The organism is Pedobacter nototheniae (assembly GCF_004335085.1).
GTDB classification, from domain to species: Bacteria; Bacteroidota; Bacteroidia; order Sphingobacteriales; family Sphingobacteriaceae; genus Pedobacter; species Pedobacter nototheniae.
In genome coordinates this window covers 115035-136777 of sequence record NZ_RQRS01000011.1, presented here as the reverse complement: position 1 = coordinate 136777, position 21743 = coordinate 115035, and the positions used below count along the sequence as shown (strand labels likewise).

The window sequence follows — 21743 nt, the reverse complement described above, 5'->3', positions numbered from 1 at the left end:
GCGGCACAATTAATCTAAATAATTTAATGAAACGATTTTTCTTTTTATCAGCGCTTTCACTTTTTGTACTGACATCAAAAGCTCAGGAAAAAAAATGGGACATTGAAAAATATCAGGGTACAACTAAAAACTTCAGCATTAATACAGATGAAGGCACCTGGATGAACCTGGATGTAAGTGCGGATGGAAAAGAAATTGTTTTTGATTTATTGGGTGATATTTACAGTATGCCAATTACTGGTGGAAGTGCAAAACTATTAAGTGGAGGCATTGCCTGGGACGTTCAGCCAAGATTTAGCCCCAATGGAAAGTACATTTCTTACACCAGTGATAAAAGTGGTGGCGATAATATTTGGATTATGAACCGTGATGGTTCTGGCAAAAAGCAAATAACCAAAGAAAGTTTTAGGCTTTTAAACAATGCAACCTGGATGCCTAATAGTGAATATTTGGTTGCAAGAAAACATTTTACGGCATCACGATCTTTAGGGGCTGGCGAAATGTGGATGTATAGCATAAACGGTGGTGAAGGAATACAACTCACTAAAAGAAAAAACGACCAGCAAGATGCTGGAGAGCCAAATGTTTCTCCTGATGGAAAATATGTCTTTTTTAGTGAAGATGTAAGCCCAGGGCCAAACTTTGAATATAGTAAAGACCCAAACGGAACTATTTATGCCATTAGGCAGCTGGATTTAAACAGTGGCAAGCTTTCTACTTTGGTAAATGAACAAGGTGGTGCATGCCGACCGCAGATTTCGCCTGATGGGAATTTAATGGCTTTTGTAAAGCGTGTTCGTTTAAAATCTGTTTTATATGTGCAAAACATGAAAACGGGTGAAGAGTGGCCTGTTTACGAAGATTTATCTCACGACCAGCAAGAAACCTGGGCAATTTTTGGTGTTTATCCAAATTTTGCATGGATGCCAGATAGCAAGGGATTGGTTTTTTATGCCAAGGGAAAGATCAGAAAAACAGATCTTAATAATTTACAAACAGACGAAATTCCCTTTCAGGTAAATAGTACGCAAACGGTGCAACAAGCTTTACATTTTGAACAGGAAGTTTTCAAAAATGAATTTTCGGCTAAAATGTTAAGACAACTGGTTACTTCGCCGGATGGGAATATGCTGGTATTTAATGCTGCAGGGTATCTATATAAAAAGGAAATGCCCAATGGTGCGCCAGAAAGATTAACCAACGGAATAGATTTTGAGTTTGAACCGAGCTTTAGTCCTGATGGAAAATATGTGGTTTACACTACTTGGAATGATGAATTAAGGGGTGCTATAAAAAGAACAGATCTTAAAACTGGTAAAACCATTACCCTAAGTGATGAAAAAGGTTTTTACTATTCGCCACAATACTCTACAAAAGGAGATAAAATTGTTTTTAGAAAAGGTGTTGGAAACGATGTTTTAGGTTACAGCTATGGGCGTGGAACCGGGATTTTTATTATGCCTGCAAATGGTGGCTCTAAAACCTTAGTAACGGAAAACGGAATTAGACCACAATTTAATAATACCGACAGCAGAATTTATTTCCAAAGCTATGCAGATGGTAAAAAAGCATTGAAAAGTATTGATTTAAATGGCGCAAATGAACGTACGCACTTTACTTCTCAATACGCCAACCAGTTTGTAATTAGCCCTGATAATAAATGGCTTGCCTTTAATGAGTTATTCAACGTTTATATTACACCGATGATTAATGTTGGAACCGCTCAAGATGCTTCGGCAGGAAATAAAGCCATTCCAGTAACTAAAGTAACTACCGATGGTGGAACTTACATGCAATGGAGTACTGATAGCAGGAGTTTACATTGGACAATGGGGCCAAAATATTTCACTATTGATGTAAATAATGCCTTTAATTTTGATGGCAATACACCAAAAACCACTGCAACAGCAATAGATATTAATTTAACCCTTAAAAGTGACATACCTACAGGAATTGTTGCCCTTAAAGGCGCCAGAATTATATCCATGAAGGGTGATGAAGTAATTGAAAATGGAACAATACTAACTGATGGAAATAAAATTACAGCTATTGGTAAAAGCGATGCGATAACGGTTCCTGCAAATGCCAAGGTTATTGATGTAAATGGCAAAACCATTATGCCTGGTATTGTGGATGTGCATGCGCATTTACGCACTAGCCCCGATGGAATTACACCGCAAAATGATTGGAGTTATATGGCAAACCTGGCTTTTGGCGTAACCACTTCTCATGATCCATCAAGCAATACAGAAATGGTTTTTAGCCAAAGTGAAATGCTTAAAGCAGGTAGAATGATTGGCCCGAGGGTTTACTCAACAGGATCAATTTTATATGGTGCAGATGGCGATTTTAAAGTAGTGATTAACAGTTTAGATGATGCGCTGGCAAACTTGCGTAGATTAAAAGCCGTTGGTGCGTTTTCAGTTAAATCATACAATCAACCGCGAAGAGAACAACGCCAGCAAATTTTAGAAGCTGCCAGACAATTAAAAATGGAAGTGGTACCAGAAGGTGGCTCAACATTTTTTACAAACATGAATATGGTTGCAGATGGGCATACTGGAATTGAACACAGCATTCCGGTTTTACCAGTTTATAAAGATGTAATTAACTTTTGGAACAATACCGAAGTTGGCTACACCCCCACTCTAATTGTTGCCTATGGTGGCCAATGGGGCGAAAATTACTGGTATGATCGTACCAATGTTTGGGAAAACGAAAAACTTATGACTTATACTCCACGTTCAATTATAGATGGTAGAGCTCGCCGTAGAACAACATCAGAATATGGCGATTATAACCATATTGACATTGCCAAAGCAACAAAACAAATTGCCGATGGCGGTACAAAGGTTAATTTAGGTGCCCATGGGCAAATACAAGGTTTAGGTGCACATTGGGAATTATGGATGATGGTGCAAGGTGGTTTCTCTCCACTACAAGCCATTAGAAATGCAACAATAAATGGCGCAAGCTATTTAGGTATGAATAAGGAAATTGGCTCATTAGAAGTTGGTAAACTGGCTGATTTAGTGATTATGGATGCAAACCCATTGGATGATATTCGTAACTCTGAAAAAATTAAATATGTAATGATTAACGGTCGCCTTTATGATAGTGCAACACTAAATGAAGTTGGAACAAGAGAAAAATTGAGAGGCAAATTATGGTTTGAAAATGCTAAGGGAAATGGTTACGTTATTCCAAATACTGAAGCAGAAACATGGACTTTCACCGTACCGCATTGCGATTAAAATTTTTCGCACAATAGTTTAATATTAAGTAATTTTGAGATATGGAAACTGTACTACTTCAAATTAATAATAATAAGGCATACTAATTACTTAAAGATTTGGAAGACTTGAATATTGTAAAGGTTTTAAAAAAATCAGTATCAACAGACAAAAAAAGATCTGCGCATGATTTTTTGGGATTAATCTCAAAATCAGATATAGACTTAATGGATGAGGCCATCAAACAGGGTTGTGAAAACATAGATCTGGATGGCTGGAAATAAAGTATTATTAGATACAAATATTCAACATAAGCTTAAACTAAGTACAAGAGACAAACATTTTCTACAGATTGAAGGTTTAAAAATATTAGCTTGGTAAATTTTAAAAGCTTAGAAACTGTTTAAATTTCACTAAATATTTTACTCCGTCACCCTGAATTTAGTTCAGGGTCTTTTAAGATAGATTCTGAAACAAGTTCAGAATGACGATCATCTTTTTAGGCAAAATTTAAACAGTTTCTTAAAATTAACACTTACAGTTTTTCACACGCTTGTTAGAGTAAACCTGTAACAAATAGCAGTAAATTCATTTATGCAACCCAATAAATTATATAATATAGCTTCGGTCGTTTTTTTAGTGTTGGCTGGCCTTGTTTTTTCTTACAGTGGATATTATTTACTTGGCATACAAACTGTAGATTTATTTTTGGCTTTAGCTGCCATGGCATATATCAGCTCTTTTGTGGCCTTAATGAAAGACCGTAAATCAGTTATTTCTTGGTTATTATTGATTTTTAACTCATTATTATTGATTTTCATTATCTATTTCTTAACGCATTTTAAAATGAAAATGTAATGCTTATACCTGTGGTATGGTGTGATAACCGTACCATCTAAATGCAATCTAAGTAATGTGTTATGATGTAATTATATGTGGTTGGTGATTACACCAACCGAAAGGATAACTAACGACTTAAAACAGTTTTTATCAAAGCAAAGGCTACACAAACCAGTACCGACCTATAAAATACTAGTCTGGATAGGTGCTGAAGTGCTCCGTTGCGGTTGTTAACCCCAACGGAGTAATTTTAAACCCCAACCGAAGGGTTCCTAACCGTAAATTTGGGGTACTTAACCTCAGGTTTTACGTAAAGCAACCCCAAATTATATGTAAAGAACCTAAACGGAACAGTATAGAACCCCAACACATATATCCTGACCCCTATCGGAGCGGTTAGTAACCAAAAGGTTTCGGTTTATAACCTATAATTTGTGGTTAAACAACGCCAAATTATAGGTTAATAACCCCAATGGGTGCTCTAGGAAGCTCAAATTATATATTTAGCACCTTAGCCCAATAGTTTAAGGAAATGCAATGCCTTGTAAAAAAACATTTGGTAATCAGCTACAAAACAAGTAAGCCAGCATCTCTTAAAACATTTATTGGTTTAGAATACCAGAATAATTCGAAATCCTCGAAGTTAGTTTCAAAGTCTGTTTTAACTTCTAAAAAGGTGTAAACCTTATCGTTCGATATAGAAACTTTTTCAAGAATGGAAGCCAGCCAAAAGCCCTCATTCTTGTTGGTTTGAATGGTGAAGCTATCTTTTTTATTTTGAAAGGTTAAGGCAGTTATTTCCCATGAATTTCCCTTTTTTGATTTTGTAAAGCTTTCGATTTCAGGTTTGCCACCCAACCAAACTATTTTAGCTGTTGGCTTAGTATTAAAACCATCATCATCGTTTAATGCCTTTTCTATAAAATCAGCAGGAATTTTTGTTCTCGGGATTTTAAAATCAAACCAATCCTGCAATTCGTAATCAAAACAGATACCATGCATAAAATTAAAGAGCGATTTTTTTAAACCGTAGCTAAATTTATTATGGTCAATACCCGTTTTATCGGTGTAATTAATATCGTTATTTGCAAAAGTACCAATTGCTTCAGTTTCTTTAACTACCCCAAACTTTTCAGGATACATACCTACCGGACTATGAGCTGTCATGGCAAATTGGTGCCAAAAACCAGACTGTAAAATACCCATTTCAAAAAGTTGGCGCACCATTTCTAAGCTATCTACCGTTTCTTGGATCGTTTGGGTTGGGTAACCATACATCAGGTAAGCATGTACCATAATACCAGCTTCGGTAAAATTGCGGGTAACTTTTGCCACCTGTTCTACGGTAACGCCTTTATCTATCAGTTTTAATAACCGATCAGAAGCTACTTCCAACCCACCAGAAACGGCAATGCAGCCTGATGCTTTTAACAGTACGCATAAATCTTGTGTAAAGCTTTTTTCAAAGCGAATATTTGTCCACCAGGTTACAGCAAGCTTTCTTCTAATAATTTCCAAAGCAACCTCACGCATTAATGCAGGTGGTGCAGCTTCATCCACAAAGTGAAAACCATTTTGACCGGTTTTTAGAGCCAGTTCCTCAATCCTATCCACAACCAGTTTAGCTGCAACAGGCTCATAAACCTTAATATAATCTAAAGAGATATCGCAAAATGTGCATTTGCCCCAATAGCAGCCATGTGCCATCGTTAATTTATTCCATCGTCCATCACTCCACATGCGGTGCATAGGATTTACAATTTCAATAACGGAAATATATTGGTCGAGTTTTAAGTCAGAGTAATCAGGTGTGCCAACGTTAGCTTGTTTATAATCTTGCCTTAAAGCATCGTTTCTATAAGCAACAACACCATTTTCCAGTAAGAAAGTGCGTTTAAACATTTGCATTTCTAAAGGAATAGATTGACTGATATTCTGAATTAGGAGCTCGATTGGAAGTTCGCCATCATCTAGCGTAATGTAATCGAAAAACTCAAAAACACGTTTATCAGATAGCGAGCGTAACTCAGTATTTGGGAAACCACCACCCATAGAAATTTTAATTTCAGGATAATGTTTTTTAACCCACTGCGCAGATCGAAAAGCACTGTATAAATTACCAGGAAAAGGAACAGAAATTAAAAATAACTTAGGTTGAATGGTTTCAATGCGTTCTTTTAAAATCTCTACCAAAATTTCATCAATGTAAGTCAGCTCTTGCTGCAAAGCATTATAAAGTTCATCAAAGGAGTTAGCACTTCTACCTAAACGCTCGGCATAGCGGCTAAACCCAAAGTTTTCGTCCACACACTCAACAATAAAATCAGAAATATCTTCCAGATAAAGTGTAGCCAAATGTTTTGCTTTATCCTGTGTACCCATTGCACCAAAAGCCCAATCAAGTTCTTCTAGCTGAGAAAACCGAGATGCTTCGGGAAGAAAATCATCGCCACAGATCTGTAAAGCTAACGTTGGATTTTTTCCTTGTAGAAAATCAATAACCGAATTTATTGTTTTTAAATATTCATCTTCTAAAGCCAAAATACGCTTAGAATTAGCAGAAATTGTAGGCAAACTCCCCGCTAGCTTCTGTTTAACATGTGCAAATAAATTTTGAAGCCCAGCTTTGGAAAACAACGCCAATATTACTTCAATTCCTAAATCTGCTTGTGTAGAACTTATGTTTTTAGTATTTAAAAAACCTTTTATATACGCCGTTGCCGGATATGGAGTATTCAGTTGTGTAAATGGTGGCGTAATAAGGAAAAGTTCTGTTTTCAAAAGGAAATATTTAAAAATGCAAATTAAGCGATTTTAAAGGTTAATTGGGTTATTAAAAACATAAGCTAACATTCAAATGTTGTTTTTAATACGCTTACAGGCTTTACTTATTCTATATTATACAATTAAAACTTACCCAAAACGTTTAATAAAAAATACGTTTCCCATACATGAAAGTAATTCATTTGCTCTTATTCTTAATTTTTACACAAGTTAGCTTTGCTCAAAAGGCATTTGTTTTTCCTAAAATTAAAGCCCAGGGCGAAACTATTTCTCAGCTAACGCCAACAAATTGGAGGGTAATCGATCAAACTAGTGGCGACTTGAATAATGATGGAACAGAAGATTTAGCCATGGTTTTAGAATATCATAAAGCTGTTGATGAAACCCGTGTTTATGGAGATAATAGCACCGATATTATTAAGGAAACACAAAAACCACGTATGCTCGCTATTTTCTTTAAAGATAAAATAAGTGGCAGTTACCAGCTATCTACGCAAAACAATGATTTTATTTTAAGATCAGAAGAAGGTGGCAAACTCGGCGATCCTTTGCAGCAACTGTACATTAATGATGGTCAATTATATTTAAGGTTTAGTGGCGGAAGTGAATGGCGCTGGGAACTTGGTTATACCTTTAAATTTCAAAACAGAGATTGGTTTTTAACCAACGCGGTTAATCTATACTACAATAATAATAGTGGCGAAATGACCGAGCGGGTTTACAACTTTACCGATCGGGAACTTTATACCACTTATGGAAATATATACCGCAGAGATATTGCCAACCGAAGAACCAGTGAGGTTTTATTCTTTAGTCAATTAAGAACTTTTAAAACTTTTAAAAAACCTTGGGCTTGGGAAATTATGCCTAATGTTTATTTGTAGGCTTAAAAAAGGTTTTATTCTTTAAATCGTAGAAAATTATTTGGAAACGAACGGACGGTAATACTTAGCAGTTGCAGTCCTGCTCCCGCTACTGCCCGATAAAGAATCGTGGCATTCACTCAGATCAGGTTTAAATACAAAGGTTTGCTCGCTGTACCTAAACCTGAGTGCAACGGCATCCCCGATTTTTTCTATCGGGATATAGTGCAACGCAGGAACAAGGTTTCAAAAGAACCACAGACTTTGCTTTCCAAAATATTTATTAATGATTTAAGAGAGTTATTTGGAAACTAACGGACGGGAATACTTAGCAGTTGCAGTCCTGCTCCCGCTACTGCCCGATAAAGAATCGTGGCATTCACTCAGATCAGGTTTAAATACAAAGGTTTGCTCGCTGTGCCTAAACCTGAGTGCAACGGCATCCCCGATTTTTTCTATCGGGATATAGTGCAACGCAGGAACAAGGTTTCAAAAGAACCACAGACATTGCTTTCTAAAATACTTAATTAATGATCTAAAAAAGTTGTTTGGAAACGAACGGACGGGAATACTTAGCAGTTGCAGTCCTGCTCCCGCTACTGCCCGATAAAGAATCGTGGCATTCACTCAGATCAGGTTTAAATACAAAGGTTTGCTTGCTGTGCCTAAACCTGAGTGCAACGGCATCCCCGATTTTTTCTATCGGGATATAGTGCAACGCAGGAACAAGGTTACAAAAGAACCAAAGACATTGCTTTCTAAAATACTTAATTAATGATCTAAGAAAGTTATTTGGAAACGAACGGACGGGAATACTTAGAAAGTTTTATAAATTTTGTGCAATTACAAAACCACTTGCCCACGCCCACTGAAAATTGTAACCACCTAACCAGCCAGTTACATCCATACATTCTCCACCAAAATATAAACCTGGTATTTTTTTGCACTCCATCGTTTTAGAAGAAATTTCATTGGTATCAATTCCGCCACGCATTACTTCGGCCTTATCGTAACCCTTATCTCCGGCAGGCTTAACCTTAAAGTGATGAATTGTATGTTCTATTAATTCAATTTCGGCATTTGTAAGCGCAGCTACAGGTTTACTTAATGGTAAAAATTTACCCAAAGCATCGGTAAATTTCTTCGTATAAAATCTATTCAATAATGTAGAAAGGAAGGTTTTTCCATTGGTTTTACGTTCCTCATCTAAAAGTGAAACTATATTATGTTGTGGCAATAAGTTCAAATTTATCGTTTCGCCCCTACGCCAAAAAGAAGATATTTGCAAAATTGCAGGTCCGCTTAACCCCCAGTGTGTGAACAGAATATTTTCTTCAAAGGCAATTTCGTCGTTACTCACTTCGCAAAAAACAGAATTACCCGATAGTTGAGCAAACCACTCCTCATCTTTTCCAGTAATTGTTACCGGAACCAAAGCAGGAGCCGTTTCTATAATGTTAAGGTTATTTTTGCGGGCAAACCGCAGTGCAAAATCCGTAGCACCCATTTTAGGAATTGGCAAACCACCTGTTGCAATAACTAATTTAGGAGCACTTAAAACAGTTGTTTTACCATTTTTATCATAAGTAACTTTAAATCCATCGGTTAAAATTTCAATATTTTTAACATCAGCATTACACCTAATTTCCTGACCAAAATCAACGCATAGCGATGTAAAAACTTCAACAATATCCTTCGCATTTTTTTGATCAGGAAAAAGTTGTCCTAATGTTTTTTCTTTCCCTTGAATGCCATACGTTTCAAAAAAACCAATGGTATCATCAACCGTCCACTGTGTAAATGCCGATTTTAAGAAATGAGGATTAGCAGAAATAAATTGCTCGCTCGATGCTAGGTAATTGGTGTAATTACATCGGCCACCACCAGAAATTAAAATTTTAGCGCCAGGTTTTTCATTCTTTTCCAGCAAAATAACTTGTTTCCCTAAGTAACCTGCCTGTACGGCACACATTAAGCCACAAGCACCGGCTCCAATAATTATTGCATCTGCATTCATCAATAAAGTTTATTATGGTTACTTTTGTGCAAAATTAGTATAATTTTCAATCCCCTCATGGCAAAACAGATCAGCGAATTAAAATTAGGTATACTAGGCGGCGGACAATTAGGGCGTATGCTCATTCAGCAAGCCATAAATTACAATGTAACTTCTTTAGTTTTAGATCCAGACCCGGATGCTCCTTGTAAACACATTTGCAATTATTTTGAAAACGGATCAATCACTGATTTTGATACCGTATATAACTTTGGCAAAAAGGCAGATATTATTACTATTGAAATTGAAAAAGTAAATATTGATGCGCTTGAACAGTTGGAGAAAGAAGGTAAACAGGTTTTCCCTCAATCGCGTGTAATCCGTTTGATACAAGATAAGGGCGTTCAAAAACAGTTTTTTAAAGAGAACGATATTCCTACTTCAGCATTTCAATTGGCTAATACCAAAGAAGATATAATAAACAGTAATTTCCACTTTCCATACATTTTAAAATTGCGAAAAGATGGTTATGATGGTAAAGGTGTTATGCGCATAAATAATGCTAGCGATATAGAAAAAGCATTTGATGCTCCATGTATTATTGAAAAACTGGTAGATTTTGAAAAGGAAATTGCGGTAATTGTTGCTCGTAATTCAAAGGGAGATATGAAAACCTTTCCAATGGTTGAAATGGAATTTAACCCGGAGGCTAATTTGGTTGAGTTTTTAATTTCGCCATCTACTTACGCAGAAAGCTTACAGCAAAAGGCCGAAAACATTGCTAAAAATATCGCCTCATCCATGAACATTACCGGAATTTTAGCGGTAGAAATGTTTATTACTAAAGATGGCGAATTATTGGTAAATGAAGTGGCTCCAAGACCACATAATAGCGGTCACCAAACTATTGAAGGTAACTATGTTTCTCAATTTGAACAACATTTACGTTCTATTTACAATTTGCCTTTGGGCGATACAACAAGTATAACCAATGCCGTAATGATTAATTTATTAGGCGAAAAAGGTTATGAAGGTGTAGCTAAATATGAAAATTTAGAAAAAATATTATCAATCGATGGTGTTTTTGTGCATCTGTATGGTAAGAAATATACTAAACCTTTTAGAAAGATGGGACACATTACCATTGTAGATATTGATAGAGAAAAAGCTATTGAAAAGGCCAGATACGTACAGAAAACATTAAAGGTAATTGCATAATTAATAGAAATAATAAACAAAAATTAAAAAAATATACATCATGAGTAATACAAATTCACAAAACTTCAGCGTAGGAATTATTATGGGAAGCAAATCTGATTTGCCTGTTATGCAGGACGCTGCTGATATTTTAAAAGAATTTGGAATTAACTATGAAATTACTGTAGTTTCTGCCCATCGCACGCCAGAGCGCATGTTTAATTATGCTAAAGAAGCACAAGGAAGAGGCTTAAAAGTAATTATTGCTGGTGCCGGTGGCGCTGCACACTTACCTGGAATGGTTGCCTCCATTACTACCCTTCCTGTTATTGGCGTTCCTGTAAAATCATCAAATTCTATTGATGGTTGGGACAGTATTTTATCTATATTACAAATGCCAAACGGTATACCTGTTGCTACAGTGGCTTTAAATGCTGCAAAGAATGCTGGTTTATTAGCGGCGCAAATTTTGGCAACGGCTGATGAATCTTTAACCACTAAAATGCAAGCTTATAAAGATGAGCTTAGAAAAAAGGTTGAAGAAACAGCTGCAGAAATGGAAGGATAGAATATTTAATTAACCTGCAAAACAAATTTATATGCCCGCTCCCTTATTTGGTATCTGCGTAGCAATAGTAGTTTTTGGTTTAATTTATGATTTTGCGAGAATATCTAAAGTCATAAATTACTGCTTCAACAGTGGCTCTTTAAAACGTTATTGGGAATTATATTACAAAACTTCCTTACGGGGAAGTTCAGTGCAGCATTTGATTATTTTTTCAATAACCGGCCTCATAATTTTTATTGCGATCGCCCCTGTTATTTATTTTAAGCGAATTGTATCAAGCACATAGAAAACAGTAAAATTTCGGTGCTTATTTAGAAATATTGACTAAATAATTTTATGCAAATATCACCATCAATAGCATTAAAAAATATAGTACGCCACTATCTAATTCTTGCTAATGATGTTTGCACAAATCCTGACTTTAGGTTTTTTTCTGACGGAAGCCCTGGAATTGTGTTTCATAGAAAAACACCTTTTTCGCAGAAAACTAAAGCCAGTAACGATTTCATTGTGCAGCCAGAATGTTTTGTTTACGGGCAAATTACGCAGTTTAATACCTTATCTGCCAAGGCAGAAACCGATATGTTAATTGTGGTTTTGCAACCGTTTGCTCTTTTTAAATTATTTAATATTGCTGCTTTTGAAGTTAATGACAAAACCATTTCCTTTGATGAGCTTACTGGCCAACCTGGTCGTTTACTTTTAGAAAAAATCCAGGAACAAACTCAAAACACCGCAGCAATTAATTTGATTGAAGATTTTTTATTAAATCAATTAACTCAAAATTCACACCACGATAAGGTAATGAGCTTTGCACTTCAAAAAATTTATACCCAAAAAGGAGCAAACAGTTTATCAGAAATATTGAAAGAAGTTCCTGTAACTGAAAGGCAATTAGAGAGAAAGTTTCGTGAATATATTGGTTTAAGCCCTAAAAAGTTTGCAGATATTATCCGTTTACAGCATTTTCTTAAATCACTTAAACTAGCCAAGTCCAAAACAAATATATCAGCAATTAGTTACAGTTTTGGCTATTACGATCAATCACATTTAAATAATATTTTTAAAAAATTTACTGGCTTAACACCTCTCCAATACCAAAACAACAATAATTTGTTGGCTATTAATTTTCTTATGCTTTAAAATTGTCGGTTTTCTACAAGTTTTAGAATTTCATTTCGTACATCTTCGTATTAACAATTAAGATAATGAGATGAAAAATTTAAAGATTGCTACAGCACAGTTTGAGAATAAAAGTAATGATAAGAAATATAACCTTAGTACAATTGAAAAGCTCGCAAAAGAGGCTGCAGAGGCAGGTGCTAATGTAATTAACTTTCACGAATGCTCGATTACGGGATATACCTTTGCTAGAAATTTAAGTAAGCAGCAAATGTTAAATATTGCTGAACATATTCCTGATGGGCCGAGTGTAAAAGCTTTAATTACAATTGCTAAAAAATATCAGATTACCATTTTAGCAGGACTATTTGAGAAAGATGAAGCTGAAAATTTGTACAAGGCACATATCTGTGTTAACGAAAATGGATTGATTGCAAAGCATAGGAAACTCCACCCTTTTATTAATCCAAATCTTTTGCCGGGCACAAGTTATACCGTTTTTGATTTACATGGTTGGAAATGTGGCATCCTGATTTGTTATGATAACAATGTGATAGAAAATGTTAGAGCAACTACACTTCTGGGTGCTCAAATTATTTTTATGCCTCACGTAACCATGTGTACGCCATCTACCAGGCCAGGCGCAGGTTTTGTTGATCCTGAATTATGGAAAAATAAGCAAGCAAATGCAATACAATTAAGGAAAGAATTTGATGGTTTAAAGGGTAGAGAATGGCTTATGAAATGGTTGCCCTCTCGTGCTTACGATAACGCGATTTACGCCATATTTTCTAATCCAATTGGGATGGATGATGACCAGTTAAAAAATGGTTGCGCCATGATTATTGATCCTTTCGGGGATATTATTGCCGAATGCCGATCACTTGAAGATTCATTCACGATTGCCGAATTAAATAAAGAAAAACTCATTCAAGCGGGTGGCCATCGGTACTTAGAAGCAAGAAAACCAGAGCTATACGGAGAAATTATAAGCAAGCCCCATAAAAGCCTTCAAAAAGTTATATGGCTGTAAAATAGTGAGTAGTTTTCAGTTAATAGTTTGTAATAAATACGCTCTATTAACTGGAACTAGTTCAAACTTGGGTCGGCAGGAAAATTGCTAATATGCGCAAATTTTGGACCCAGGTTTACAATAACATCTCTCCAAAGTTTCTCATCATCATTAGAAAAAATTGTATTTAGATCTGGGATATCACTCACCATCCATGCATTTTGTTCAATTTCGCGATTCAGCTGCCCCTCATCCCAACCAGAATATCCCATAAAAAATTTAACATCATTTTCGTTAACCGCATTGGTATTAATCAGAATTTTTAAGGTTTCAAAGTTTCCACCCCAATAAAGTCCATCTCCAATGGGCTCTCCACTTTGCATTTGGTCATAACATCTATGAATAAAGTGAAGGGTATCCGCAGCAACCGGTCCGCCGAAATAAATTAAGTTATCAGCCTGCCACAAATCCTGAATAACATCTTTTAACAATAAATTACCAGGCTGGTTTAAAATATAGCCTACAGAACCCTCATTGCCATGTTCGGTTAATAAAACTACAGATCTTTTAAAATTAGGATCAGCCATAAATGGTTCAGAAATAAGCAAACGGCCTGTTTTGGGTTTTATATTGTTTAGCATGATGATAATCATTTGTTGCACCATAAAAGATGCTTATTTTTGTTTTATGCAAGTTACTAATGAATTTCTACAAAACCTGCGCCAAGATTATAAAAGCGCCACATTGGATGAATCTGATGTAGATAACAATCCTATTACTCAGTTTAAAAGCTGGTTTGATCACGCTGTTTCAGCTAAAATATATGAGCCAAATGTAATGACTTTGGCTACCGCCGATAAAGCTGGAAAGCCCGATGCCCGCATCGTTTTACTTAAAGGTGTGGATGAAGATGGCTTCCGTTTTTATACCAATTACCTGAGTCAAAAGGGAAAAGAATTAAAAAGAAACCCACAAGCTTGTTTGGTGTTTTTTTGGCCAGAGTTGGAAAGGCAGGTTCGTATAGAAGGTACGGTAGAGAAGTTGGATAAGGAAGCTTCTGAACAATATTTTTATAGCCGCCCAAAAGATAGTCAAATTGGTGCCATAGCTTCTCCACAAAGTCAGATTATTCCGAATAGAGCATTTCTAGAAGAAAAAGTAGCTGAAATTACCTTAAAAAATGAAGGCAAAACTATAGCAAAGCCAGCACACTGGGGTGGTTATATTGTTAAGCCAACAAGAATAGAATTTTGGCAAGGGAGATCAAACCGTTTGCACGATCGTATTAATTATGAATGGATAAAAAATGAATGGGTTAAAAGCAGACTTGCGCCTTAATATACTCCTAAAAATAAATAGAGATCCGCTATCCAGCAAGATCTCTATTTTTTTAACTAATCATTAACTAACCTAAATTTACTAGGAAGTACTTTTATATAAACGTTCAGTATTTATGTTAAAAACCGAACGGTAATCTTCAATATTTTATAAGCAATTAACCTGCCTATTTTGTTTGTTGACAGATCAAAAATCCTCAAAAAAGTAGGTTTAAAAAAGCTTGTATCGATAAATAATAGCTATGTATCGATAAACAGAAGGTGTTTAAATCATTTTAACTTTTCTTAACATTTAACTATCAATCAGCTGTTTACAGAAAGAGACGAAAATTAATTTCGATACAAATAACAAGCCACTTTAAGGGAAATCTTAAAGTGGCTTTGTTTTTAATTTAAAAGTAAAATTTAATTCTGGGCAATGCTAAAACCTAAAGTTTTTTCATTTGCACTTGGAGATATTTCGGCATTTCCAGTTAAATCCAATATTAAAGTTTTAGCACCTGCAGTACTAGCACCAGGGTTTAAAATTGTTATCGTTACATAACCGAAGCTGGAATTTGCGGGGATAGTAAATGTTCCTGATGGGGCAACATAATGTGTACCAGCAATTGCCGTGCTTGCACTGTTAACCACATAAGAAATATTGGTATCGGTGCTGCGTTGTGCTCCTACTAAATTTACCCTGAAAGTAACTGTACCAGAGCTTCTGGTAATGGTTGGATCCGTACTTATTGCTGCCCTTCCATAGCCTGGCATGCGGGTAAGTATTGGGTAAGTAAGGCCAGATGCATTTGCATTATAGGCGGATGCATCCCACTCTACCAGCGTATCTGTAAATAAATAATCTTTATTCTTATTACATGATGCTAATATTAAGCCTGTAAAAAGTATCAAATAAATTTTTATATTTTTCATCATTAGTTAAATTAATATCCGTAATTCTGTTTCAGGTTACCCGAACTTGCATCCACATCATTTGTAGGGATAGAAGGTAGAATAACAAAATTTGTAAACGCTACGGTAACGCCAGATACAGGTTTATAAATATCTAGTCCGTTACGTTTTAAATCCATAAATCGTTGTCCTTCGAAGGCAAACTCTAAGCGTCTTTGTAGTAAAATTTCATCCCAAAGGGCTGTACCGGTTGCAGTACTTGCGGTTAAGCCGCGGTTTGTTCTAATTTTATTTACATCAGCAAGCGCTAACGGCTCGTTTCCACTGAAATAGTAGGCTTCGGCCCTGTTTAAATATGCTTCAGAAATTCTAATTACAGGAACATTATCCAGGTTAATTGCTCCACTCCTGCCCAAAAACTTGGTACATTCTATATATGCGGTGGTGTAAGCAGTTGCACCCAATTCAAACAACTGATTTCGAACGTCGGATGATCTGGCTGTAATTGCAGCTGTAGTAGATCCGTTATTAGTTACGGTGATACCAAGTTTTGAAACCAGATCATTAGTTGGAACTAAATCTCCGTAGCCACCTTTTTGTGTTCTATCGCCTCTAACTTTTAACGATGTAAATAAGGTTTGTAAAGAAACGTTAACACCCAAACTTTCACCTGATGCGGCAAAGGTAACCTCAAAAAGAGATTCAGGATTTACGGCAGATGTCCATCCGGTAACATAATTAGCAGAAGTTAGCAAAGTTGATCCTCTTGAAGTAATTACCGGAGTTGAATACGCAATTACATTTGCCCAATCTTTACGGTACAAGGCTACCCTTGAAAATAATGCTTGTGCCGCTTGTTTATTTGCTCTTGAAGGTGACGAACCAATATCACTCAATTTAGAAACCGCATCTGTTAAATCCGAATAAATAAAATCGTATACCTCTGTTAATGAATTTCTGCTTGATTTTGTTGCCAAAGCAGCATCGGCTGTAGTGGTAGATTTGCTGATAATTGGAACTCCGCCACGATCCTGTGCTGCAACAACTGCTCCCGGAATGTATGCATATTCTTTAACTAAATCGAAATGATATAAGGCTCTTAAAAACTTAAGTTCGCCAATCCACGATGCTTTTGTAGCGTCTGTTACGCCAGTTACATTTAAATTAGGGATGGCTTCTAAAATCTGATTAATTAAGTTTAATCCATAATAAGAAGTTGTCCAGTTAGAATAATGAGAGCCACTACTGTTTACCGCTTCGCTTACATAACGACCCGAGCGGTTTGTTGATCGGCCATTATCAGAAAGTGCCTCACCAAGTCCAATCATTCTATTGCCATACATAACCTCACCTTTTAATAAGGCATAAGCCGTTACAATACCTGCATCAATGCCTGCTTTGGAGCTTAATGCGGTTTCCGAGTTCACATAATCAACCGGATCTATTTCTATAGCCTTTTTGCAAGAAGTAACCGTCATTGAAAGAATCAATGTAGTAACCACCACGAGGCTGGTATATTTTATATTAAAATTTTTCATATTATTTAAGATTATAAGCCTAACTGAATACCAAATGTGAAGTTTCTTGATTGCGGTATTGCACCAGCATTACTGTTAGATGAATCATAAAACTCAGGATCATAACCTGGAAACTTAGTAAACGTAACCAAGTTTGTTCCTTGCGCATATACCCTTAAGTTAGAGATGCTTATTTTTGATAAAATTTTCGGCGAAAAGGTATAACCAATCTGTGCTTCTTTCATCCTGATATAATCTGTATAGTAATACAACCAAGAACCTGTTGTGCTTGAACTTCCCTGCGCTTCAGAACCGCCATTGTACGGTCTGGCAATACTTGTAATTTGACCAGGAGTTGTCCAACGGTTATCATAAACAGATTGAAGCGTGTTAAATGCTCTTCTACCATCTTCGGATAAGAAAGCCACCTGAGAATCGTAAGCCATTTGCCCCATTTGGTACTGGAACATTACGCTAAGATCAAACCCTTTGTAAGAGAAATTGTTGGTAAAACCACCAGTATATTTTGGAAGTGTAGAACCTATTTTTTTTCTATCAGCAGCAGTTACAGAATATGTAACGTTTCCATTTGCATCATACCAAAACGGGCGACCAGTTGCTGGGTTTACACCAGCATATTCGTAAGTGTAAATTGCACCTAAATCCCACCCAACTCTAAGGGCATTATTGCTTGGCAAAATATCGTAACCACCATAAAGTTTTTTAACGGTATTTTTAATGTACGTGAAATTAAAATTGCTTGTCCACTTAAAGCCATCTTTGGTTTGAATGTTCACAGAATTTAATTCAAGCTCAAATCCTTTATTTTCAAGCGCTCCAACATTTGTTGTAATGGTAGAGTAACCGGTGGTTGTCATTAAAGGTTGATCCAACAATAAATCGGTACTTCTCTTTAAGAAAACCCCTACACTACCGCTTAAACGGTTTTTCCATAAGCCAAAATCAAGACCTAAATCATAAGTTGTTGCTTTTTCCCATTTAAGGTTGGTATTTGCTAAAGTGCTTGTACCAATACCAGATGCACCATTATAAACATAACCGCCAGTAAATAATCCCTGCGAAGCGAAATCACCAATACGATCATTTCCTGCCTGTCCATAACTTGCACGTAATTTTAAGTTGCTAATCCAACTTGCATTTTTAAGGAAATTCTCATCAGAAATGTTCCAAGCAGCCGTTATCCCAGGAAATAAACCAAATTTGTTATTTTCTGAGAAACGTGAAGAACCATCATACCTTACAGAGGCACTTACATTATACTTGCCTTTATAGCTATAGGCTACGCGACCAAACGTACTAATCTTTTTAAAACCTGTAAAAGTTTCAGAAATTGAAGAAGGTGTTGCCGCAGAACTTAAATCGGTAAATTGATAGGTAGGGAAACCTGTACCGTAAGCATAAGTATAGTATTCTTTATCATATCTATATTCAAAACCTGCTAAAGCCGATATTTTATGATCGTTATTAAAAGTTTTATCAAAGTTTAAAGTTTGGGAAGTTTGAATGTTATTTCGCTCATCGCTGAAAATACTCTTCCCTCCTAAAATGTTATAACCGTCGTTGGTACGTGGATCACGATAGTTTTGCCCATTAATATCTCTATACTCAATGGAATAAGCTGATTTAAAAATTAACTCAGGCAATATTTTATAAGATGCGCTAAAACTTCCCAGTAATGAATTGGTGTTCTGGCTTCCTTTACTATAATCATTTGCAGCAGCAATATTAGAATTAATGGTACCATAAAATGTTTGGCCTGATCCATATAAACCATAGTAAGAACCATCTGCATTGTAAATTGGATTACTTGGTAAAATTAAAGCTGCCGAAAATGCCGGGCTACTTAAATAACTACCAGAAATGCTGTACGGAGCAATTTGCTTATAAGTACTTAAATTAATATTTGCGTTAAAGGATAGCTTGTCTGTTACCTGGTGATCGAGATTAACTTTAAAAACGCCTCTTTTAAAATCGGCTTTTGTTAAAACTGCATCCTGATTACTGTAAGCTCCAGAAACAAAGAATTTAGTTTTTTCATTACCCCCTGTTGCAGAAACCTCATAATTTGAAACATGCCCTGTTCTAAAAGCTTCATCCTGCCAATTGTAACTTGGTAAAGCAGCAACCTGATCGTTAGTTAAAGTGGTTGCAAGCCCCATTTCACTTAATACTGTATTTCTAATTGTTGTTGCCGCTACCGTTGGGTTTGCATTTTGATAGGCCTCAGTTCTCAACTGGAAATAATCTTGCGTATTTAAAACATCAAATTTTTTAATTGCATTTTGAACACCATTATAGTAGTTAAAGTTAAGTTTGGTTTTGCCAGCCTTACCTTTTTTAGTGGTAATAATAACTACACCATTTGCTGCCTGAGAACCATAGATTGAAGCAGAAGCTGCATCTTTTAATACCTCTATAGATTCAATATCATCAGAATTTATACCTGCAAGCGTATTAGTTTGTGTGTAGCCAGAAAATGTTTCACCACTTAATTGAATCCCATCTACAACATAAAGCGGCTGTGTACTGGCACTAAAAGAGCCAACACCCCTTATTCTAACATTTATACCGCCACCAGGTATACCGTTATTTGCCTGCACCACAACGCCAGATACACGACCTTGTAATGCACTTTGTGGCGATGCCATTGGCTGGTTTTCAAATTGTGAACCTGTAATTTTTGATACCGCACCACCAATTTCTTTTTTCGATTGTGTACCATAACCCGTAATTACAACATCTGTTAATGCTTTAGCATCCAATGTTAGCGAAACATTAATCTCATTACTTCCGGTTACCTTAACCGATTTTGACAAATAGCCAACGGAACTGAATTGGATAATAGCATTTTCACCAACCTTGATGGCATACTTTCCATCTGCACCCGTTGTTGTTCCTGTTTTTGAGTTAGCCACTCTAATGCTAACCCCAGGTATCGGCAAGCCGTCCTCGCTTGCCCTTACCACTCCTGTAACAGTCCTATCTTGTGCCGAAACTTTGGTTACCAGCAGCACAATAAAGAACAACAAACTCTTTAGTAGTTTTCTTTTCATTTACTTTTAGTTTTAGTTAAATAATATATTTGAAGAATTAATCACGCCAAGGTCGCAAGGAACCGGAGAAGCCCTGTTTTTGAATAAACCTTATAAATGATTAGAATTTAAAATGGAAAACTTAGACAGAATTCCGATAATTGCGAATAATGGTTGTGATCAATAATTCAGCCTCTAATAAAAGAGATTAAAAAAAACTATATTTTTAGGTAACGATGAAACCGAATTTTGTATCGACAAACAACTTTAACAATGTTAAAATCTATTTTTTAACTAAAAATTTGAAAAATTTTACTTAACAAGCGAATAAAACAACTCTATATCTTTTAAAGGAAACCAAAAATCATCACAAACAACAAAAACAATATTAATTTTCTTATAAAACCAAATAATAAACGAGCAAAAAGCCAAATACATGAAAAATATATCAGTAATAGGATCAGGAACAATGGGAAATGGAATTGCACATACATTTGCGCAATTTAATTATAACGTAAACTTGATTGACATAAGCCAACCTGCCTTAAATAAAGCCATTGAAACGATTAGTAAAAATTTAGATAGGCAAGTTGCTAAAGGAACATTAACCGAAGACCAAAAATTGGCTACGTTAAAAAACATAAACACTTTTACATCTATTGAGGAAGGTGTAAAAAACGCCGATTTAATTGTTGAGGCAGCCACAGAAAATATTGATCTGAAACTTAAAATATTTAAGGATCTTGATACACATGCACCACAAAATGCAATTTTAGCATCCAATACTTCATCTATTTCCATTACTCAAATTGCTGCTGTAACCAACAGAGGTGATAAAGTAATTGGCATGCACTTTATGAATCCGGTACCGGTAATGAAATTAGTTGAGGTAATTAGAGGTTATGCTACTAGCGATGAAACCACCAAAACGGTTATGGAACTTTCTGTACAGTTACAAAAAGTACCCGTGGAGGTAAATGATTATCCAGGTTTTGTGGCCAACCGTATCTTAATGCCAATGATTAACGAAGCCATTTACACTTTATATGAAGGCGTTGCAGGCGTTTATGAAATTGATACCGTTATGAAATTAGGAATGGCACACCCAATGGGACCACTGCAACTGGCAGATTTTATTGGCTTGGATGTTTGTTTAGCCATATTAAAAGTGCTTCACGATGGATTTGGAAATCCTAAATATGCACCGTGCCCATTATTGGTTAATATGGTTGCCGCAGGTAAAAAAGGTGCCAAAACTGGCGAAGGTTTTTACGTGTACACAGCAGGATCTAAAGAATTAGTGGTTTCTAACAAATTTAAATAATCC

Annotated in this window: 15 protein-coding genes; 9 read left to right on the top strand and 6 right to left on the bottom strand. The window is 35.9% G+C overall.

Features of this window, described 5'->3' with window-relative positions; genetic code table 11:
* The first annotated feature begins 26 nt into the window (after positions 1-26).
* Entirely contained in the window at positions 27-3254 is a 3228-nt protein-coding gene (locus EHC72_RS11570) for an amidohydrolase family protein (RefSeq protein WP_131537856.1), read from the top strand.
* 573 nt (positions 3255-3827) lie between these two features.
* Entirely contained in the window at positions 3828-4091 is a 264-nt protein-coding gene (locus tag EHC72_RS11565; RefSeq protein WP_131537855.1) for a hypothetical protein, read from the top strand.
* Positions 4092-4640: 549 nt separating this feature from the next.
* On the opposite strand, the gene EHC72_RS11560 is transcribed toward EHC72_RS11565, so the two are convergent.
* Positions 4641-6854 (bottom strand): B12-binding domain-containing radical SAM protein, encoded by a 2214-nt coding sequence (locus EHC72_RS11560; RefSeq protein WP_131537854.1) that lies wholly within the window; start codon positions 6852-6854, stop codon positions 4641-4643.
* Positions 6855-7024: 170 nt separating this feature from the next.
* On the opposite strand from EHC72_RS11560, the gene EHC72_RS11555 reads away from it, so the two are divergent.
* Complete coding sequence (locus tag EHC72_RS11555; RefSeq protein ID WP_131537853.1) at positions 7025-7741, top strand: hypothetical protein; 717 nt, start codon at positions 7025-7027, stop codon at positions 7739-7741.
* 805 nt (positions 7742-8546) lie between these two features.
* Here EHC72_RS11555 and EHC72_RS11550 read toward each other — a convergent pair.
* The gene (locus EHC72_RS11550) at positions 8547-9737 is read right to left on the bottom strand and encodes a BaiN/RdsA family NAD(P)/FAD-dependent oxidoreductase (protein WP_131537852.1); all 1191 of its coding nucleotides are present in this window, start codon (positions 9735-9737) and stop codon (positions 8547-8549) included.
* A 57-nt stretch (positions 9738-9794) separates the two neighbouring features.
* Here EHC72_RS11550 and EHC72_RS11545 point away from each other — a divergent pair, with 57 nt between their 5' ends.
* From EHC72_RS11545 to EHC72_RS11530, 4 genes are all read left to right on the top strand, one after another.
* Positions 9795-10934, top strand: a complete 1140-nt coding sequence (locus EHC72_RS11545) for a 5-(carboxyamino)imidazole ribonucleotide synthase (protein ID WP_131537851.1) — start codon at positions 9795-9797, stop codon at positions 10932-10934.
* A 40-nt stretch (positions 10935-10974) separates the two neighbouring features.
* Entirely contained in the window at positions 10975-11481 is a 507-nt protein-coding gene (gene purE / locus EHC72_RS11540) for a 5-(carboxyamino)imidazole ribonucleotide mutase (protein WP_131537850.1), read from the top strand.
* Positions 11482-11817: 336 nt separating this feature from the next.
* Positions 11818-12624: a helix-turn-helix domain-containing protein gene (locus EHC72_RS11535; protein WP_131537849.1), complete on the top strand. Its 807-nt coding sequence runs from the start codon at positions 11818-11820 to the stop codon at positions 12622-12624.
* Positions 12625-12694: 70 nt separating this feature from the next.
* On the top strand, positions 12695-13636 hold the full coding sequence (locus tag EHC72_RS11530; RefSeq protein WP_131537848.1) for a nitrilase family protein: 942 nt from the start codon (positions 12695-12697) through the stop codon (positions 13634-13636).
* 56 nt (positions 13637-13692) lie between these two features.
* Here EHC72_RS11530 and EHC72_RS11525 read toward each other — a convergent pair whose 3' ends face one another.
* A complete protein-coding gene (locus EHC72_RS11525; protein ID WP_233166792.1) occupies positions 13693-14256 on the bottom strand; it encodes a YqgE/AlgH family protein in 564 nt (187 codons plus the stop codon).
* Positions 14257-14302: 46 nt separating this feature from the next.
* Here EHC72_RS11525 and pdxH point away from each other — a divergent pair, with 46 nt between their 5' ends.
* Positions 14303-14953 carry a pyridoxamine 5'-phosphate oxidase gene (gene pdxH, locus EHC72_RS11520; RefSeq protein ID WP_131537846.1) on the top strand — a complete coding sequence of 217 codons (651 nt, stop codon included), beginning with the start codon at positions 14303-14305 and terminating at the stop codon, positions 14951-14953.
* A gap of 404 nt (positions 14954-15357) precedes the next feature.
* Here the strand turns inward: pdxH and EHC72_RS11515 are convergent, their stop codons facing one another.
* From EHC72_RS11515 to EHC72_RS11505, 3 genes are read right to left on the bottom strand one after another with little or no spacing between them, the layout of a single operon-like run.
* On the bottom strand, positions 15358-15870 hold the full coding sequence (locus tag EHC72_RS11515) for a DUF4843 domain-containing protein (protein WP_131537845.1): 513 nt from the start codon (positions 15868-15870) through the stop codon (positions 15358-15360).
* 8 nt (positions 15871-15878) lie between these two features.
* Positions 15879-17384: a RagB/SusD family nutrient uptake outer membrane protein gene (locus EHC72_RS11510; protein ID WP_131537844.1), complete on the bottom strand. Its 1506-nt coding sequence runs from the start codon at positions 17382-17384 to the stop codon at positions 15879-15881.
* An 11-nt stretch (positions 17385-17395) separates the two neighbouring features.
* A complete protein-coding gene (locus tag EHC72_RS11505) occupies positions 17396-20437 on the bottom strand; it encodes a SusC/RagA family TonB-linked outer membrane protein (protein WP_131537843.1) in 3042 nt (1013 codons plus the stop codon).
* A 415-nt stretch (positions 20438-20852) separates the two neighbouring features.
* Here EHC72_RS11505 and EHC72_RS11500 point away from each other — a divergent pair, with 415 nt between their 5' ends.
* Positions 20853-21740 (top strand): 3-hydroxybutyryl-CoA dehydrogenase, encoded by an 888-nt coding sequence (locus EHC72_RS11500; protein ID WP_131537842.1) that lies wholly within the window; start codon positions 20853-20855, stop codon positions 21738-21740.
* Positions 21741-21743: the final 3 nt, after the last annotated feature.